Source organism: Chitinophaga agri (genome assembly GCF_010093065.1).
Lineage (GTDB): Bacteria > Bacteroidota > Bacteroidia > Chitinophagales > Chitinophagaceae > Chitinophaga > Chitinophaga agri.
On sequence record NZ_CP048113.1, the window covers coordinates 3,892,328 to 3,912,460 of the forward strand.

Annotated in this window: 16 protein-coding genes; 3 read left to right on the forward strand and 13 right to left on the reverse strand. The window is 46.7% G+C overall.

Features of this window, described 5'->3' with window-relative positions:
• Positions 1-391: 391 nt before the first annotated feature.
• Positions 392-1,399, forward strand: a complete 1,008-nt coding sequence (locus tag GWR21_RS15465) for a glutamine synthetase beta-grasp domain-containing protein (RefSeq protein WP_162332620.1) — start codon at positions 392-394, stop codon at positions 1,397-1,399.
• Positions 1,400-1,567: 168 nt separating this feature from the next.
• Here GWR21_RS15465 and GWR21_RS15470 read toward each other — a convergent pair whose 3' ends face one another.
• From GWR21_RS15470 to GWR21_RS15500, 7 genes are all read right to left on the reverse strand, one after another.
• Entirely contained in the window at positions 1,568-2,590 is a 1,023-nt protein-coding gene (locus GWR21_RS15470) for an HmuY family protein (protein WP_162332621.1), read from the reverse strand.
• 31 nt (positions 2,591-2,621) lie between these two features.
• Positions 2,622-4,712, reverse strand: coding sequence for a TonB-dependent receptor plug domain-containing protein (locus GWR21_RS15475; RefSeq protein ID WP_238430385.1), 2,091 nt, complete (start codon positions 4,710-4,712; stop codon positions 2,622-2,624).
• Between the two features lie 262 nt (positions 4,713-4,974).
• On the reverse strand, positions 4,975-5,292 hold the full coding sequence (locus GWR21_RS15480) for a DUF6686 family protein (protein ID WP_162332623.1): 318 nt from the start codon (positions 5,290-5,292) through the stop codon (positions 4,975-4,977).
• 262 nt (positions 5,293-5,554) lie between these two features.
• Positions 5,555-6,589: a hemin-degrading factor gene (locus tag GWR21_RS15485; protein ID WP_162332624.1), complete on the reverse strand. Its 1,035-nt coding sequence runs from the start codon at positions 6,587-6,589 to the stop codon at positions 5,555-5,557.
• Positions 6,590-6,593: 4 nt separating this feature from the next.
• Entirely contained in the window at positions 6,594-7,442 is an 849-nt protein-coding gene (locus GWR21_RS15490) for a heme ABC transporter ATP-binding protein (protein WP_162332625.1), read from the reverse strand.
• Positions 7,439-8,497: a FecCD family ABC transporter permease gene (locus GWR21_RS15495; RefSeq protein WP_162332626.1), complete on the reverse strand. Its 1,059-nt coding sequence runs from the start codon at positions 8,495-8,497 to the stop codon at positions 7,439-7,441. Before GWR21_RS15495 ends, GWR21_RS15490 begins: the two co-directional genes overlap by 4 nt.
• A 5-nt stretch (positions 8,498-8,502) precedes the next feature.
• Positions 8,503-9,336 carry a heme/hemin ABC transporter substrate-binding protein gene (locus GWR21_RS15500; protein WP_162332627.1) on the reverse strand — a complete coding sequence of 278 codons (834 nt, stop codon included), beginning with the start codon at positions 9,334-9,336 and terminating at the stop codon, positions 8,503-8,505.
• Between the two features lie 501 nt (positions 9,337-9,837).
• On the opposite strand from GWR21_RS15500, the gene GWR21_RS15505 reads away from it, so the two are divergent.
• Complete coding sequence (locus GWR21_RS15505; RefSeq protein WP_162332628.1) at positions 9,838-10,089, forward strand: hypothetical protein; 252 nt, start codon at positions 9,838-9,840, stop codon at positions 10,087-10,089.
• Between the two features lie 13 nt (positions 10,090-10,102).
• Here GWR21_RS15505 and GWR21_RS15510 read toward each other — a convergent pair whose 3' ends face one another.
• From GWR21_RS15510 to GWR21_RS15525, 4 genes are all read right to left on the reverse strand, one after another.
• The gene (locus GWR21_RS15510; protein ID WP_162332629.1) at positions 10,103-10,969 is read right to left on the reverse strand and encodes a DUF4249 domain-containing protein; all 867 of its coding nucleotides are present in this window, start codon (positions 10,967-10,969) and stop codon (positions 10,103-10,105) included.
• A 7-nt stretch (positions 10,970-10,976) separates the two neighbouring features.
• A complete protein-coding gene (locus GWR21_RS15515; protein WP_162332630.1) occupies positions 10,977-13,610 on the reverse strand; it encodes a TonB-dependent receptor in 2,634 nt (877 codons plus the stop codon).
• A 20-nt stretch (positions 13,611-13,630) separates the two neighbouring features.
• Positions 13,631-14,584 carry a FecR domain-containing protein gene (locus GWR21_RS15520; RefSeq protein ID WP_162332631.1) on the reverse strand — a complete coding sequence of 318 codons (954 nt, stop codon included), beginning with the start codon at positions 14,582-14,584 and terminating at the stop codon, positions 13,631-13,633.
• A gap of 152 nt (positions 14,585-14,736) precedes the next feature.
• Positions 14,737-15,252: an RNA polymerase sigma-70 factor gene (locus tag GWR21_RS15525; protein ID WP_162332632.1), complete on the reverse strand. Its 516-nt coding sequence runs from the start codon at positions 15,250-15,252 to the stop codon at positions 14,737-14,739.
• A 150-nt stretch (positions 15,253-15,402) separates the two neighbouring features.
• On the opposite strand from GWR21_RS15525, the gene GWR21_RS15530 reads away from it, so the two are divergent.
• On the forward strand, positions 15,403-16,431 hold the full coding sequence (locus GWR21_RS15530) for a quinone-dependent dihydroorotate dehydrogenase (RefSeq protein WP_162332633.1): 1,029 nt from the start codon (positions 15,403-15,405) through the stop codon (positions 16,429-16,431).
• Positions 16,432-16,504: 73 nt separating this feature from the next.
• On the opposite strand, the gene GWR21_RS15535 is transcribed toward GWR21_RS15530, so the two are convergent.
• On the reverse strand, positions 16,505-18,505 hold the full coding sequence (locus GWR21_RS15535; RefSeq protein WP_162332634.1) for a glycoside hydrolase family 127 protein: 2,001 nt from the start codon (positions 18,503-18,505) through the stop codon (positions 16,505-16,507).
• 11 nt (positions 18,506-18,516) lie between these two features.
• Positions 18,517-20,133 (reverse strand): RagB/SusD family nutrient uptake outer membrane protein, encoded by a 1,617-nt coding sequence (locus GWR21_RS15540; protein ID WP_162332635.1) that lies wholly within the window; start codon positions 20,131-20,133, stop codon positions 18,517-18,519.

Here is a 20,133-nt window from a genome sequence, read left to right on the forward strand (position 1 = left end):
CATGGACAAAAACAATAGCTGGATAAGGGAGTTGCTTTTTTTCACCTAAGTGGTTTTAAGTTGACCATTTATAGAATAGTACAGTCTGATGAAATTACGAAAAAAATACAGAGGTGCAATAATCCAGTTTAAAAGATATTATATAAAAAACTATATAAGATAATATTACACAACATATCCAATTTTTAACCAAATTTGCAGAAAATTACCTGCATCTAACAGCAGGTAGGTAAAAATCAAAGCCTTAAAAGGGTCAAAACAGCATTAAAAACTTCCTTTGCATCGGGAGATCAACTACATCATAAAAGGAAGATTTAGGGAGATTTACGACACCACAATGCCAAACTGATCGCTGAAGGAAGCTCACAAATAATTAAATATCAACAAGTCCATGGTAAAATTAGAGTACATCTGGCTCGATGGTTATCAACCAACTCAAAGCCTGAGAAGTAAAACCAAAATCGAAAAAGAATTCAACGGCACACTGGAAGAACTTTCAATGTGGAGCTTTGACGGTTCATCTACAAGGCAGGCTCCAGGTGGCTCTTCTGATTGTTTGCTGAAGCCGGTTTTCTTTGTGAAAGATCCACAGAGAAAGAATGCGTACCTGGTGATGTGTGAAGTACTGAACGCTGATGGTACTCCACATCCATCCAATGGCCGTGCTACCATTGAGGACGATGATAATGATTTCTGGTTTGGCTTTGAGCAGGAGTATTTCCTGTGGAACCCAAACAACAATAAGCCTTTAGGTTTCCCTGATGGCGGATATCCAAACCCACAGGGTCAGTACTACTGCTCTGTAGGTGCTAACAATGCATTCGGTCGTGACATCGTGGAAGAACACCTGGACGTTTGTATCGAAGCTGGTCTGAACGTAGAAGGTATCAACGCGGAAGTAGCTGCTGGTCAGTGGGAATTCCAGATTTTCTCCAAAGGTGCTAAAGCTGCCGGTGACCAGATCTGGATCGCCCGTTACCTCCTGGAAAGGATCGGTGAGAAATACGGTGTATCTATCAACTGGCACTGTAAACCATTAGGTACCCTGGACTGGAATGGTTCCGGTATGCATGCTAACTTCTCTAACAACCTGCTGAGAACTGCTGGTAACAAAGCTGTATATGATAAAGTATGTGAAGCTTTCCGCCCGGTGGTGAAAGAGCACATCGATGTATATGGTGCCGATAACCACTTACGTCTGACGGGTCTGCACGAAACCGCATCTATCCACGACTTCAGCTACGGTGTATCTGACCGTGGTGCTTCCATCCGTATCCCTATTGCCACTGTAGACAGAGGCTGGAATGGTTACCTGGAAGACAGACGTCCAAATTCCGCAGCAGATCCATACAAAGTAGCTGCGAGAATCATTAAAACTGTAAAATCAGTAGCGCTCTAAGCGTAGTACACATCATAAAGAAAAAAGCCGTCGGCCATAGTGGTTGGCGGCTTTTTTCTTTTTACCGTAGAGATAAGCCATCAAAGAAAAAGCACCCGCCATTGGCGATGTACGCTCTCATGATTTCATCCATCTGGGCTAACTGTAACAATGGGAAGGACCCCAACACTAGTTTGCTGACTTTACCAGCTTGTATTCGATCACCGGATAGCCTCTTGTACCACCATCATTAAGCCCCATGCTGACAAATTTCAGTTTATAGTAGTTACCTGCTGCATCTTTCACAACATAGTAGAAATTCTTGTAGATGCCATTACCAGTAGTTGCTCTCCAGCTGCTACCGATCGCATCACGTTTGTTACTGAAAGTCTGCGCAGCAATGTTTGCTGCTGTAAAGCTGTTATAACCTATCACAGTGCTATCCACTTTAGCTGCAGAAACGCCTGCATACTGGTTGATCACAACAAAGTCAGAGAAGAAGTATGGAATAGTAGCAGTGAAGTAAGCGGCATAAGACCAGGCAATATCCCAGGTTGCCTTTTTAGGTTCTACATTCACTGTATTAGCACCTTCCAGGGAAAAGAAGGTAAAGTTGAAGCTATCATCTTTAGTGATCGTAGCAGTTTTGATAGTAGTTTCTTTCAGCTTCGCGTACTGTAAGGTGTAACCGTTACTGGTACGTGTAACACGGATCTTAAACCAGGTAGCAGGATCAGTAGCTGAAGAAGTTTCAGGTTTTACCAGGTATACCTTGTTATTGGCATCAGTAGCAGATACTTCAGCGATAGCCGTTTTAGTCAGATCACCGTATACATCGTCGATCATACTGAGTGTACCAGCACCCTGTCCGATAGCCATTTTCACACCAGCAGTATCTTCTATGTTCACAGTGTTGATATCTGTTTTATTTAAAGCAACGGCGCTGGCGGAGGTAAAGCCATTCAGAATGACACGGTATTCAGCCCCACCATAAAAACCGAGTACCCAGCTGGTACGTGCGCGTGTAGCGGTTGAGTCTGAGCTGAAGTCTACATATACAGTATTAGGGGAGCCTGTACCACCACCGCCATTCAGGGTAAGCTGAGAACCATCAGAAGGTGGTATCACAACGGTGGGTTCCTCATCTTTACTACATGCACTGAATAATCCGGTTCCAACAGCAAGTACGAGGAAAAGTCTGCTTAATTTCATAGCCATTTGTGTTTAATTGTATTTATTTTGTTCAATAATTATTATTACGGTTCCAGTTGAAACTTAATCCCAGGAAGTAGGAGCGGCCGTACCACATCGGCAATACGCCTCCGGTAGTATGTGCCTGTCCGCTGGTCAGCGTTGAATTGCTGATATTCGTATTGTTAAACAGGTTTCTGACGCCAGCATTCACAGTTATATATTTTGTGATATTCTTAATAGCAGTAACATCTGCCTGATGGAACGCCTCAGTCCTGATCTCATGGATAAAAGCAGGAGCAGAAGTAGTGGTCACTTCTTCATATGCAGGACGTTCGCCATTGAACTTGTATGATAGGTTCAGGGCAGCCCCCAGCTTACTGAACCGGTAAGTAACGTTCGCATTCACCTCGGGCGACCATACAAATTCAGGTGATGGATATTCCTTATTGTATTGCTCATCATCAGCAAACTGATTATACCTGGCGATGTAGGAGAACCCCGCATTCAACTGTAGTTCCTTCCAGTTGAGCACCGCACTCAGTGTAGCACCGGTAGTTTTAAACTTACTGACATTCACATAGGTGGAAGTGTCAGAACCGTTGATGGCAGCAAGGTCTATCCTGTTGTTAAAATGATTATAGAATCCGGTCGCAGTCACACCCAGACGCATAGGAGCATCCTGAATAGCCTGCCAGCTCAGAGAGCCGGTATAACTGTTAGAATATTCTGCTTTCAGGTCGCTATTGCCCCTGATGGAATGACTGGCATCAAAGAAGTAGAAGTATAGTTCCCTGAGCGCCGGTGCACGGAATCCACGGGCATAGGAAAGACGCAGATCAAGATTATCCCGTAATGCAAATTTGGTATTGATAGACGGGATCACCGGTGGTGCATCGTATACAGCGTTTTCACTGAGTCTGACACCAGGACGTATGTTCAGCCATTGTGCAGGTGCTATCTCTGCCGACAGGAATAAAGCGTAGTCACTGATGTGCGGCATACCCGTTATACGCTGACCGGACGATCCATCACGACGATATTCAATGCCCGGCTGGAACGACCACACCGTAGATAATGTATACTGTGCCGTACCTCTGAAGAAAATAGTATTGAACTTAGATACATCCTGCGCGCCGGCATCTGTGGCCAGTACTTCGGAGTTATTCGTAAAGTCTTTGATCGTAGTGCGTGTGATACGCTTATAATCCTGATAGGAGCCGCTTGCATTCACACTCAGGTCCTTGTTCACCTGCCAGATGGCTTGTGCCTGATGTGTATAACGGTCTGTCAGATAATGCTGATCGGTGGCCTTTCCATTATCATAATTGATATCACCGTTGCTGACAATATCTTCATGCAGATAATCAAGCCGGTACCATACTTTCAGTACTTTATTACTATATCCCAAAGAAGCATTAGCGATCAGCTGATCTTTAGGCTTCCAGGCTTTCTTACGACCGGTGAGTGAATCACTCCATCCACCGAAATCATTCCTGGTAATACCAGCACCCGCGAAAAAGCCTTTATGTCCCCACTGTATACCGATGTTCTCATTATGCAGGCCTTTACCTTTAAAAGCAGCATACTCCTTTCCCACTGTTTCTTCCTGTACACGTGCAGTCACTGACAATTGTTCCTGGTTATGATATTTCCTCGTGATAATATTAATAACTCCAGCCAGTGCATCTGTACCATAGACCACCGACATAGGGCCTTCAACAATCTCTATACGTTCAATAGTATTGATATCTATCTGAGAAAGGCTCTGGCGGGTGCTACCTCTGTCTGCCAGTGGTACACCATCAAGTAATATCTTGACATTAGTACCAGACATACCCATTACTTCCACATCTGTTTCACCTAGCGTAGCATCATTATTAAAACGCACACCCAGCTGATTATCGAGCACGCCAAGTACATTGGTCGCACCACGCAATTGTATATACTCACTGGAAATGGTCCTCACCTGATACACTGACTGCTTCAGGGACTGCGGCGCATACTGACCAGTTACCACCACATCACGCAGCCGTATTGAATCAGCAATAGTATTTGACGGCGCTGTTCTCTTAACAGACTGCGCCGAGACGCTATTGCATAGGGCAATAGACAGACCTAACACAATAAATTGTGATCTCATAAAGTATAGTAGCATTAAACCCTGAAAAAAACCTTTGAACAATAAAATCCCTACGTCGTACACGAACAGTACAACGACGCAAACGGGTACATACCAGTTGAACGAAATAATGCTATTGTATTACACAAACTGCGGGCGGAGAATGCAGCTGACGTATAATACCGGAATTCTTGGCGGAGTAAAGAATACATGCAAAATAAGCATGCGGCCATTAAAGACGTTTATCTATTCAGGAAAAAGACTTACGCGAAAGGGAAAAACACTAACGGATAAGGTCATACACCTGTTGCAGCAGGATAGCTTGATTCATCGCTTCTTTCATATCCATCCATTCGGGCTGGGTAAAAGTGAAGCTGATATCTCTGCAGGGTGAATGTACGATGATCCTTTCTTCTCCATCAGGAAACATCATGCTACAATCATAAAATTCCTGTTGCTGCATTGTCTCATGAAATAACTGAAAGTCATGTGGAGAAAAGTTCAGGAGCAGGTTGTTGTGCCATATATATACAGTCTGGCAATTTGCACAGTGACTGATCTGAGCACTATTCTTATTACACAATTGTCTTATTGAGCACATATATTGCTTTTTAAAGGATTAGCGTGTCAGATCTGTATGGCCAGGTAGCGTGCACACTACCGGCAATTACAGACTTGCATCACTGCTAAAGGGTTTCGAGGATAGTAGCAATTCAATTCAAAAGTACTGCGTTGAGGGAAGGATGGTGGCTCGAAAAAGGAAAACGATTTTTCAAATAGGGAAAAAGGTACAACCATAAAAAAAGGTGCCCCATCAGGAAGCACCTCTTAAGTGTAGGAATCAATCTATATTCGGCAACTTCTTACAATTCGGCGGCCAGTGCCCTCCAGTCCTGCAGTTCCGGGTTACCTGGTTTACGTTTCCCGAAGAACTGTGCGATCATTTCACCGGCAGCATCAAATACTTCCAGAGAAGTAACGATACCATCTGCAGATGGTTTTTGCACTACCCAGCTTTGTGCGATCGCATTTGTCTTCAGGTGCAGGTTGAAGTCTTCATCCATTACGTTGATCCAGTCAGGAATTTCGAGGATCTTCTGTACCGGACCAGTGTGAATTTCGATATTGCCGGGGTTACCCACGAATACCATTATTTCAAGACCGGTAGCAGCAGCTTTGTTCAGTAATGTTTTCACACATTCCTGGTTCACACGACGGGAAAATTTACCTTCTGCCATTTCCAGTGCACCTGTTCTGGATACTTTATGTTTCATCAGCAGCGGGAAGAAATCGTGCGTATCCTGCAATGCAGCCCAATCTTCCAGGAAGGCCGCCTTGTCTACTTCTTTATCATTGTTTGCAGCAACTGCGGGAGCAGGCGCAACAGCGATTGTTACAGGTTGTTCGGTAGCAGTGAATTCAGCAACTACCTTCTCCCATGCAGCGGAATCAGTTTGTTCTACCGCATATATTTTCACAACAGCGTTACCTTGTGCGTCAAAGATCTGGATTGATCTTTTAAACCCGATGGTGTCGTCTGTATCTACTGCGAACCCGGATTTCCAGCGGGAGAAGAACATACGCAGGTCAATATCTTTACCTAATACGGTACCTACGTGTTTGTTTTCAGTATTGATGATTTCAAAAACACCCTTACGTTCTATTACACAATGTTCATTGCGGGTCAGGACCATTACTTTTCCCAATGCGGGCATTGCCTGCATCAGCGCCGGAAATTCGTTCTTCAGATGTTTAACGGTCTGCCCGGTGCATGCGGCGACCAGCTCGCCCTCGCTCACGTGCAGCTGTCCGGCTGCATCACGTATTCTCGTCTTTGGATTTTGTTGACGGAAGTTCAGCCATAATTCTCTTAATGTGGGAGTCGCAGTTGCATTCATTGTTTTACAATACATTTATTGCCTTTTCGGCACGTGATTTAAATAGGCCGTCGGCAGCGGCGGTTACCACCAGCGGATAGTGACAGTGCGGATGTTCCAGTACGGCTACGTCCACACCAAAACATTGTTTGATGTGAGTGGCTGTCAGTATTTCACTAACAGTGCCCTGTGCGTAAATGCCTCCGTCTTTCAACAATACCACCCTGTTTGCATAAGCGGCTGCGAGTTGAAAATCGTGCAATACAGCTACTACCAGCACGCCACTGGTGGCAAGCGTAGTAGCCAGTTGAAGGGATAACTGCTGATGCAGGATGTCCATTCCGGTAACCGGTTCGTCCAGCAAAAGCATCTTCTTTCCTGTATGATCAGTTGCCTGCAGATCGGGGGCTTCGAGTAACTGCGCGAGCACTCTCGCCATCTGTACACGTTGTTTCTGTCCTCCAGATAATGTCGGATAGGTCCTTTCACGCAAACCATACACCTGCATCGTCTTCAGCGCATAGGCGACAATCTCTTTGTCGGCCGTAGTGAGATGCGTGTTATATACATAACGCCCCATACTCACCACTTCGGCTACTGTGAATGGCTGAGACAGCGAAAGCTGCTGAGACAGCACGGCACGTGTTCTGGCCTGTACAGCCACAGGTAAAGACCTGAGTTCGTTATCTGCCAGGCGTATACTTCCCTGGTAGTGATGATATTCTCCTGCGATCGCTTTCAGCAGGGTGGATTTTCCTGCACCATTGGCACCCATGATCACACACAGTTCCCCTGCACCTGCATCCAGGCTTACATTACGCAGGATCTGCGTTTTTCCGAGAGAGAGTGATATATCTTTTACCTGCAGCATCATGCCAGTATGGTCCTTTTTTCTTTAATGATCAGCCACAGGAAAAACGGAGCTCCTATGATGGCTGTAATGATCCCAACAGGTAGTTCTGCGGGTGCTACAATTGTACGAGACAAAAGGTCTGCCACAGTGAGCAGCACAGCGCCTGACAAGGCAGCACCGGGAATCAGCGATCTATAATCCGGTCCGGTGAACTGCCGCACCATATGAGGTACGATCAGTCCGATAAAACCAATGATACCGGCTACCGCTACGCCTGCTGCCACGGCCATTGTGGCCAATACTACCAGTAAGGCTTTTAATCTCGGTATCCGTACGCCGCTATGCATTGCTTCCCGTTCCCCCAGGGCCATCAGGTTTAACGCCGGGGCCAGGCGGGGCAGCATGATCAGTGGAATCAGGATGAAGGGGGCAACACCACCGACAGTTTGCCAACTGGCGCCTCCGAGGCTACCTAATGACCAGAATGAAATACTACGTAGCTGTTCATTATTTGCCAGGTAGGTCATTAGTCCCACCACTGATTCACATAAAGCCCTGACCGCAATTCCGGCCAGCAGCAGCGTAGATATGACGGCTTGTCCGCCGGTACGTGCCACATGGAAAATGACCAATGTGGTAATAACAGCACCGGCAAAAGCGGCCATATTCAGTGCATAGTAATTCAATATAGGCGCATGCTGGAATACGGGTAATGCATTTTGTACAATGATCATTACCACTGCCGCCATTGATGCACCGGAACTAACTCCTATCAGTCCCGGATCGGCCAGTGGATTACGGAACAGTCCCTGCAGAGATGCGCCCGCCAGGCCTAGTCCAGCACCTATCAGTACACTCAGCACGACCCTGGGTAAACGGATCATCCAGAGCACACCCGGCATATTCTCTTCATATGCTACGGGTAGGTGTATACCCGTTTTACCGAGCAATATGGCCAGGACCTGCATGGGAGACATATGCATGGCACCTGTACCGGTAGCCACCAGTATCACGATAATAAGCAGCATGCTGAGTAGCGTGATACTGCTGACGCGTTTTAAGTTGGCTATATTCATTTCCGTTAGTTCAGCTTCACTGACAACTCCTGTACGGCCTGAATCACACGTGGTCCGAAACCGGTCAGCAGCTGACCATCCATAGTAATGACTTTTTTCTGTTTACCAGCGTTAGTTTGAGCTACACCCTGCACTTTCAGCAGGCCATCCACACCGCCCATACTTTTCAGGCCATCCTCAAACATGAGGATCACATCAGGATTGGCGGTTACAAGCGCTTCAGGAGTCAGCGGTTTAAAGTCATTGAAACCATTGGCAGCATTCTGTGCACCCGCCAGGCTGATGATCTTGTCCAATGGTGTTTCTTTACCAGCCACCATCATGGTCCCTGCGCCACGGGCGTAGATAAACAACACCTTTTTAGGCTGTGCTTTGACGTGTAAAGTTTTTTGTTCCTTATCCAGCTGTCTGATCAGGGCTGCACCTTTTTCGGGTACGTTCAATGCAGCAGCTACGTCGGTGATCAGCTTTTTCGTACCAGCTACAGAGAACTCCTGTTTCATCTGTACGGTTTTCACGCCTACCGCTTTAAACTGATCGATCACAGAAGCCTGAATAAAATTATCTGTAGCCAGGATCAGGTCAGGCTGTAAAGCCAGTACTGGTTCGGCGGAAATATTACGGTTATGTCCTACTTTGGTCACTTCCTTCATAGCGGCAGGATAAGTACTGGTGACATCCACGCCCACGAGTGATCTCTCAAATCCTAATGCACATACAATCTCAGTTACAGCGCCATTCAGCGACACAATACGTTGTTGAGCACTAACATTCAGCACTACCAGGAGGCAGGCAGCAAAGGATACGATCATTACACGTATCCGCATATGATTGGTCATAAGTTTGAATAAATAAGAATGATAAAATCTCTGGAAAGGAAAATCAATGGTTGACCCTACCCGGGGTTTGGGCCAACCATCGCTTACCGCAAGCATTTTTACTCCGCCATGCTCCGGCAAGATCTTAGAATAAGCTATCGGGATACCGGGTACCCGGGAAGTACGGTAGAGGCATAGTAATGCCCATTACGGAACTTCGCAGTCTTCCGGTATAGTTTTACCAGTATTGAAAAATTATGAATTACTGACAGCCAAGAAATGATATATGGATATATCAGAAATGAACTGACAGGTGCGGCGGAGTAATTGAGTATTGCAAATCTATGTCATAGAAATGTAACAGACTGCTCGAATCGGGAAAAATTTATGACAATCTTTACGCAAAGAGGAAATATTCACAAAATTCAATATTTCGGCAGGAAGTTCCTGCAGGGGTTAAACTAAATACTTTCCGGTGTTGTTGTTTATATATTACCTATCACCGGACAAAAACTAATACCCATGGATTGGGATGAAATACTAAATCCATTATCGCCATACTATCAGAGTGCGATGCAGGAGCAACAGCAACTTGTAAATCTCCAGGACGGTCTGATATCTGCTGCGAAAGAGCTGATGTCATCCGTATACCCTCAGATTTATCACCTGGAATCAGCAGGCTACACTGAACTTGACAACACTATTATTTCTGAATGCGTAAAACTTTCGTGTAAACTGAACGATATTATTCTCAAATACCAGATAGAGAAATAGTACCGTTGTTTCGTTACTCAACTGCAAAAGAAAGCCTTCCCGCGTTCACCCCTGCAATGATGCCGTATCCATTCTCCACATTGGAATAGATATACACCGGGTCCAGCGAAAAATCAAGTTTATCTTCCAGTCGCTGTGAATAAGTGTCATCCAGGTATAGAAATGCGCCCATGGTCAGGTTACTGACTTCCACGATCACGTAGGAAGCCGTTATCTGTTTGCTTGTCTGCAGTACGAACTGCACTTCTTTACCGTTAATACGTTCATCTTTCAGCAGCACCTCACCATAATAGGTGTTACCAATGATGTCGGTAAAGTTGTTATTGTAGGAAGGGTCCAGGCGGAACTTGATCGAATCTCTCTTCAATGGTGTGATGACGCCATTGACAGTATCGGCATTATACACGCGTATTCTGTAATAATTCTTCTGTGCAGGATCATCTTTCAGGGTAAACCGTACCCTGTTGGCTGTTTTTTGTGCAGAACCATCTCTGATATCCGGTGCTACCGGTGTACTATCTGCTGCTGCCACACTGGTCAGTCCGCTGTAACTTACAGCGACAGTATAATGCTTGCCTGCTTTTGCTGGCGAAGCTGACACATAGTAGCCTTTGCCATTGATCACTTTCCACTCCGGTGCTGGCAATGGCTTCCCGTCTTCCCGCATGACAATAGTAGCATTCTTTATCTCCGGGAACTGAAGGTTCTGATATTCTTTCACCGGTTTGCTTCTTGTAATGCGGATATACACCAGACTATCAGGTTGTATCAGACTATTCAGCACAATCTTATCGCCATCATATGGAATACTGATACGGGATTCCTTCTGACAGGCGGTCAGCACGAGGAACAGTAATATGGTAATGATCAAAGGGCGCATACGTTTCTCAAAATTTAATAGCATATGTCACGCTGGGTAAAATAGGCAGGATACTGACCTCGGCCAGATAACGTTCCTGTTTTTCCCTGTCTGTGACGATGGTGTAAAAGAATGGATTAGGCTGATTATAGGCGTTGTACAGACTGAAGGTCCAGCTCTTTGTCCATAGTTTTTTCTTCTTTGTATAAGTAGCACTTACATCCAGCCGGTGCATAGGTGTGGTACGATAAGTATTCCTGTCTCCCATATGATCAATGATTGGATCGTTCTGTGGCGGATCGTAAGGTGACGGATCTCCTATTCCTTCATAACTGGCGGTTGGGAGCGACAACGGCGTACCGGAAGCATATTCCCAGTTGGCGGATAACTCCCAGTGTTTACCTAACCGCTGCGTGACAACCACTTCCAGGTCATGACGGCGATCGTATTTGTAAGGAAAGGTTTTACCATTATTCACACTTGGGAAGGTTCTATCTGACCAGGCGAGTGTATAACCGATCCAGCCACGGGTGGTCCCTCTTTTTTTCTCGAGGAGCAGCTCTCCTCCGTAACTGCGTCCCCTGCCTACATCCACCACATCATCCCAGTCCCTGCCAGCGCCATTAAAAGGAGAGGCGGTGCCTTTGTATTCTATCACGTGGTCCATCGTTTTGTAGTATGTTTCTACCGACATAGCATACATACCTCTTCTGCTTGTCTTTGAGATACCGAAAGAAGCCTGCCGCGAGAACATGGGCCTGACATCACCGGAAGAGGGCACCCACAGATCTGTAGGGAGGTTCGCTCCGTTATTACTCAGCAGATGCAGGTATTGTGTCATGTGGGTATAAGATCCGTTCAATATCCATCTGCGGGGCAGTTTATACTTAGCACCTAACCGGGGTTGTACAGAATGATAAAAGCGGCCATCTACCAGGAATCCGGATGCATGTACGCCTATATTCAGCCAAAGATTATGTAACGCACGCCATTCGTCTTCGCCGTAGAGGAACAGTTCCTGCCCAACAGAAGTGATATCACCGTAGGTAGTGTCTACAGCGGGTTGTCCGTTAGCATTATCCTCGAAAACAGAAACGCCTGGTGCGAATATGTGGGTAACAGCGCCCATCCCAAACTTGATGGTATGTCTGGGCTGAGGCCTGTATTCAAAATCTATTTTACCAACTGCATTCTGGATACGGGAATAGTATTTACCGGATAACACACCCGTATCCAGCGTGTTCACTGGCTTATAGTTGTATTTGTAGTCAGTAGAGAAATAGTACTGTGAATAATTCGCTGTTGCATTGGCAAACATCTTCGGACCAAACACATGGTTCCAACGCAGTGTGCTGGTGTAATTCCCCCACAGGAAATTGGAACGGCTGTCGCCGAAATAGGCCGCAGAGGCACCGTCTGTAGCGCCCTCCAGCCATCTTACACTCAGTTTGTCCTGTCCCACATATGCACTGAAATAGATGCGGTCTTTTGGAGAGAAAATATGATTGACTTTCACATTTGCATCATAGAAATACACATACGCTTTACTACCAGGACCACCCGCTGCATTATTCACAAACAGGTCATTCATCATCATATCGGTATGCGACCGGCGGCCAGACACCAGGAAGGAAGTCTTTCCCTTTTTTAATGGCCCTTCCACCATGGCCTTTGCAGCGATCAGTCCGATAGCTGCTTCTCCATGATATTGCTGCATATCTCCATCTTTCAGCGAGATATCCACAATAGAGGATAAACGGCCGCCATAACGGGCAGGGAAAGCGCCTTTATAGAAATCAGCGTTTTTAACGATATCAGGGTTAAACACGGAGAAGATACCAAACAAATGAGAGGTATTAAAAATAGGCGTTCCATCCAGCAGCACCAGGTTCTGATCGGGGCTTCCCCCTCTTACACTGAGTGAACCACCTCCGTCAAGTCCGCCGGAAACACCTGGCAGTGACATCATTGCCCGCATTACATCTGCTTCGCCCAGGAGCCGGGGCATTGATTTCATATCGGCCGGAGATAAATTCAGTCTGTTCACGGCTGACTGTTCCATTTGCTGACGGATCGTATCTACCACCACGATTTCTGGTAAAAAGTTCCTCGGCTGTAACAATACGATCACTGGCCCGCGTTCAGCCTTCTTTACGGACAGTCTTCCGGATTCATAGCCAATATAAGATACAAACAGGCCGCTGGTATCCCGGGGTAAGGTGATACTGAAAAAGCCGAACTGGTTCGTCGTCGTTCCTACATGTTGTATGGGAGAATATACGGTAGCGCCGATCAGTTTTTCACCGGAACGGAAATCCTGTACATAGCCGCTGATGGTATAGGTAGGATGGTTCCTTACGGTAAGCACGATCTGCTCACCGATACGGGTAAAACTAATATTGAAGGGATTGAATATTTCCTCGAGGGCTTTCTTCAGGGGCTTGTTCTGTATATTGACGGTTACCCGCGGAGAGAGATCAACAATATTGCGGCTATAAGAAAAATGAATACCATATTGTTCTTCAAGTATCGTACATACTGTTTCCAGCGGCTGGTCCTTTACAGCCACGCTGATCTTCATCCGCCAATCCCACTCTGATGCCCGCACAGAAATGCTGATCAGTAGCATTCCCAGCAGGAACCTACCAAACAGTGATTTCATTCGTTTTCAGGTTGTAAAAATTATTCATCATGCTTCTTTAATATCATACCGGCGGCTCCTTTCTCCACTGTGGCATTGGTCATGAATGCCAGCGATGCAAGTACATCATCCGCTGTCTCACCGGTAAAAGTGGCTGTCACCGGCAATTGCAGCAATGCGCTATCTGCCGTGACATGTATGTTATATATCAGTGTGATGGTCTTCAACACTTCAGAGAGCGGTACATCTGTGAACTCCAGCTGCTTAGCTGCAGCATTCGTCACATGCGATGCCACTTTGAAAGGTACTTTCTCCTGTGGCTGTTCCAGTACCATGCCTGCCGACAGTACGATACTATCCCTGCTACCACTATCCGTTACCATCACCTCCCCTGTATCCACATGTACCCGTAATGCGCCTGCCCTACCCGCGGCGTCCACACTGAAACGGGTACCAAGCACTTTAATTGTTCTTTCACCGAGTCTTACTATAAACGGTTGAGCAGCATCCGGCGTTACAGTAAACAGCGCTTTTCCTTCCAGGGTCACTTCCCGTTGTCTTTTACCGAATCCGGGTAACACAAAAAGGCGGGCCTTATCTTCCAGTTGCACGGTAGAGCCATCTTTCAGGTGAGCCACTACCGGCCCGGTATAACGCTGCATCCTGTTGCTGCGGAAAGTCAGCCACCACAAACCAGTCCCTGCGGCGATCAGTAGTACGGCGGCCGCCATCCACCACTGCCGGCGTTTATGAGTCACTGTCATTCCTACCATACTGGCGCTGAGCGCCTGCCAGGCACGTTCCGTATCAGCGAGGGAGACCTGTATAGCAGGCTTCTCCGTCAGCAACTTTTCCAGTGACGCCAGCAGGGCAGGATGTTCCGGACCACTTTTCAGCCATTCGTCCACCCATTGACGCTCAGCTGCATCCGCCTCACCGAGTACGTATTTACATAGCAGGGCATATAATGCCTCATCAGCATACAGTTTAGTCATTGAACAGTTTGTAGTGTTTTAAACAGACGGAAAGCGGTATCAATCTGCCTGATCGCTTTCTTCGGTAACAGGACGCGGGTTGCCCTATGTTTCCCCTATGGAGAGGTGCAAATATTTTACTGTCCCGGCCCGATGCTGGCGGAAAAGGACCGCTACAACAACAATAATAGCAGATGCAGATAGTCCCTGAGTTCTTTATGCATGATCTTCAATGCCTTACCCATCTGATTCTCTACAGTTTTCACTGAGATATTCATCACTTCCGCAATTTCATGATATTTCAGTTGCTGCTGCCGGCTGAGTACAAACACTTCACGGCAACGGTCAGGAAGTAGTTCCAGCGCCTGCTGATACCGTTTTTCCAGTTCCCACACCGGTGATTGTACCGGCATATCGGCAGCCTGCATATGACCAGCGGCCTGCTCTTTTTCCTGTCTGACCGTCTCTTTCCTCCAGTTGCTGATAGCTGTATTCCGGATCGCAGCCAGCAGGTATGACCGGGTAGCACCTGTGATATCTATGAAGGCCCGTTTCTCCCACAGCCGAAGAAATACCTGTTGCACTACCTCTTCCGCCTCATGCACATTCCCAGTGTAGTGCACGGCAAAAGCGAGACAAGCGGCGTGATGTTCTCTAAAGATATCTTCAAATGTTTGGCGGTCCAGCATTGGTCAAAAACAGGGTAAAGATATAATATATACCTGGCTTTGCTGCGTTACCAACTGACAATCACGAGTTACGCACAGTCAATTTCACTCCCGTAAGTCGCTCACAGCAGGCTACCGGTTATTGCCTAACTTATTTATCTTTGTGCCCGCATGTACAATCTTATTAAGAAAATACTTTTCCGCTTTCCGCCGGAAAGCATTCATTACCAGGTAATGAACGGGCTGCAGGTCCTGCATCGCCTTCCCCTGGGAAAAAATATTCTCCACTCCTTCTGTCAGCCGAAAAGCCAGGGACTGGAAAGACAATTATGGGGTCTGACCTTTAAAAATCCGGTAGGTCTTGCCGCCGGTTTTGACAAGGATGCCCGCTTTACCGACGAACTGGCCAGCCTTGGATTCGGCTTTGTGGAAATCGGTACCGTAACACCTGTCTCTCAACCAGGAAATGACCAGCCCCGCCTGTTTCGTCTTCCTGCTGACCAGGCCCTGATCAACCGTATGGGCTTTAACAATGGCGGCGCCATTGCTGCTGCCAAACGCCTTCAGAAAAGGAAGTCCAATATTATAATTGGTGGTAATATCGGTAAGAATAAGGTGACGCCCAACGAAGAAGCGATCAGTGATTATGAGAAATGTTTTCATGCCCTGTTTGATGTTGTGGATTACTTCGTGGTGAATGTAAGCTCTCCGAATACGCCTAATCTGCGTGCCCTACAGGAAAAAGAACCTTTAAAACAACTGCTGCATCACCTGCAGACCATCAATAGCCAGAAGAGCAAACCTAAACCGATCCTGCTTAAAATAGCGCCGGACCTGACCACCAGTCAGCTTGACGATATTATAGAGATCGTACAGGAGACTAAGCTGGCAGGTATCGTTGCAACGAATACCACGATAGATCGTTCTAACTTACAAACGCCTGCGGCTGAAGTAGAAGCGATCGGTGCAGGCGGATTAAGTGGATTGCCGGTAAAAGACAAGGCGACAGCAGTGATCCGGTATATTCATAAGCATACCGATGGTACAGTGCCGATCATTGCGGTCGGAGGTATCTTTACCGCTGCCGATGCACAGGAGAAGCTGGATGCGGGCGCGTCACTGGTACAGGTGTATACAGGCTTTATTTATGAGGGGCCGACGATTGTGAAGAAGATCTGTGATGGGCTTAAACGTAATTAACACAAAGCTGTACTATAAACAGGCAAGGGGCACTTCAGTTGTTGAAGTGCCCCTTGCCTATTTATAAGCATTCCTATTTTGCCAGTAGATCCACATCCACCACTTTCTCCGGGAACCAGACATTCATCTCTCCTTCCCCCCTATTGGCCCAGGCATAATAAGGTATCAATGTAATACGTCCGGCAGCGGTACTGACCTCTTGTTGTTGCGCGTCTACATTAATACGCTTGCCCTCACCAGTCAATACCACTACGCCATTGAGCAGGTCCTTTCTCACCTCTGGCTGAAAATGACCGGGGATGATCAGATTACTTGTACGACCGTCATTATCCTTCCATTCCGCACAATAGATCAATGGACCGCGCTGAATAGCCACTTTCCCTATATCCTCCTTAATCTGATTATCTGCTACTACTTCGTGAGTATTCATTGGTAACTGCATCTCCACGACATCTTTCTTCCCCCATTTTCTTTTGATCACCGCATATCCCTGTTCCAGTTGAAAGTCCACTGGCTGGCCATTGACTTTAATCACAACTTTATGCGTGTCTTTATCTCTGAACTGATAGAGTCCGCCTGGAATGGCTTCCTGCCGGGCCCATCCCGGCACACGCAGTTTTAAAGTGAACGCTGTGGCTGTCGCCGGTTCAATATTAAAACGCAGATCACCCTCCCAGGGATAATTATTCGATTGCGTGATCTTCACCTTCTTCTTCTCCACCTGTATATTGGTTGTACTGCTGATGAACAGGTTCACATACACATCACCTGCTTTTTGTGCATAAATATAACCAGGCAGAGACGGCAGAAAGCGGGCCATATTGGTCGGACAGCAGGAACATTCAAACCAGCCGGAACGGGCTGGCTCCTGGCTGTGATGATGTACGCCCTTCCTGATCTGCATCGCATTGGTATAAAAGAAAGACTTACCATCCAGTCCGACACCAGAGATCAATCCATTGTACAATACTTTCTCTAGCAGGTCGATATACTTACCATCACCGTGCAACTGGAACATGCGTATATTCCAGTATGCATTACCAATAGCTGCACAAGTTTCGTTATAGGCAGTCGCATTTGGCAACTCATAATTCTCGCCGAAACGCTCTCCGTCAGGGATGGCCCCTATTCCTCCCTGGACATACATCTTCTTTGTGACCATGTTATCCCATATCCTGTCAATCGCATGCAGATAGGCGGTATCTCCTTCCAATGCGGCGACGTCTGCCATGCCCGCATAGAGATACATCGCACGCACCGCATGTCCAACGGCTTCTGACTGTTGCACAACAGGCGCCTGGTCCTGCCAGTATTGACCATTCTCCCACTTATTTTTACTCTTTTGATTATACTGCCGCTTTCCTCTTTCATCAATAAAGAACCTGGCCAGTTGCAGGTAATCCTTTTTTCCGGTGATACGGTACAAACGTACCAGGCCCATTTCTACGATCTCATGTCCTGGTGCTACCCCCAGTTTACCCGGCCCGAATGTCAGTACCAGCAGGTCTGCGTTTTTCAGGGCAATGTCCAGGAAGTTGCGCTTACCAGTAGCCAGATAGTGCGCACTTGCTGCTTCAAACATATGTCCCGAGTTGTACAATTCATGACTGAGCTCGTGTTCCCTTACCCAACGTTCCGGACCTGACCAGGCATGCGGATGTGCAGGATCGATGGTACGGGCAGTATACAGATAGCCATCAGGTTCCTGCGCCTTTGCTACAACGGCGATCAGGGAATCTACATATGCATCCATCTTCTTATCAGGAGTTACTGCCATAGAATAGGAAGCTCCTTCAATTGTCTTGTAGATATCCGTATCGTCAAACGGAAACGTCGTGCAGAACTTGCCCTGTTTAGCTGCTGCCATTTCAAAATTCTTCACACGTCCTGTACTTTCGCATCTTGCGAAAGAAGCGGGGATAGTCACCGTATGATTAGTACGTATACGTGGTAACCAGAAGCTGTCCGTGAGTTTCACCGCAGTAAAATCAACCGCCCTTACAGGATAGTCTGCCTGCTGTGCACATAAAGGCAGCGTATACAGCAGTGCCAATGTCAACAATTGTTTCTTCATAACCTATAAAATTAATAACCGGTATTCTGTTTCAGATTGCCATTCTTGTTTATTTCAATACGAGGTATAGGGAACAGGGTACGGTAATCACCATTTGGCGTGTGTGAGAACCATGATTTCTTCGTGAATACTTTAAAGCGGATCTGGTCTTGTCTGCGGCGCGCTTCCTGGTTAAACTCCCATCCCAGTTCATCCAGAAACCGACCAAACTCCACACTTTCGCCACCTTCCTTTGTTTCTGCCAGGTGATTACGTAAACCATAATCATAGACACTTCCTTTGACCAGGTCAGCCGCGGTGACGATTGCCTTCTGCGGGTGCTCTGTAAAGTTACGCTGTCTTACTTCCGTCACCAGTGCAGCAGCTGTAGCGGCATCTCCTTTTCTTAGCAGGCACTCTGCTTTCATCAGCAGTACATCCGCATATCTGAACAATGGCCAGTCATTGCTGAGCTGTACATTCGCTTTCTGTTTGATCTCAAATTTACCTAAACGGAAGCCATGTATTTCTTCTGACAGATCGATACCCGGCACCTCATTGATAAATGCCAGTGGCTTGCCGGTATAGGCGCCCATGGTACAATTCAGCGCTTCACCCGCTGCACTGTATTGTTGTCCCTTGATCCAGTTATCACGATACCTGGCATCCTCAGGATCGAAAGTATTGATAAACTGAGGGATCGCGCAAATGCCTCCCCATGGCGTTGATTTCAGGTTGTAGGTAGCCTGGTTCGCAGGTTGTAATGTTTGCATGTGGACATCAAATGCATTCCAGTCGGTTACATAGGTCTCATCAAAAGGTAATGCAAAGATGATCTCTTTTGAGTTTTCATTATCCGTTACAAACACACTGCGCTGCACGGGGTCCAGGGCAAAACCTTTCCCGGAATTAATGATCGCATTACAGGCAGCTATACATTCATCCCAGGCGGGCGTGCCGGTGTAGACCTCTGCATTGAGGTACATCTTGGCGAGTAGTGTATATGCAGCCCACTGATTGAATTTACCATAGGTGGTCCTGTCATTCTTATCGCTCAGCAAAGCGATGTTATCCTTTATTTCCTTTACAATAAAATCATACACCTGCTTACGCGTGCTTTGTTCCGGCAGAAAACCATCCGGCACATTGAACGTTGTAACAATAGGCACATTACCATATACGTCACATAAGACATAGTAGTAAGATGCACGCAACACCTTCAGTTCTGCCAACGTCTCTTCCTTTCCACTGGTAACAGGAATACTACCTGATTCCAGCTGATAGATCACCCTGTTGCAATTGGTAATACCGGCATAGGTGCGGCTCCATGTATTGATGGTCACATCATCATCTGACGTCCATTTATGTTCATGTAACCGGCGATAGATACCCCCATCTACCCAGCCATTAGGTCTTGCTGGTACAACCGCCTCATCGGAAGTCGCTTCCTGTATGCGGGAATAGCCATTCCAGGCATTGAGGACCACACGCCAGTTCACATAAGCCGCCCCTACCAGTGAAGCAAGGTCCTGTGCAGTAGGATCAAATTGACCAGCGATGATCTGGTTATAACTTTCATCTTTCAGTTTGGTACAGCTACACAGGATAATAAGCGTAGCCAGTAATATCTTTTTTGCAGTTTGTTTCAT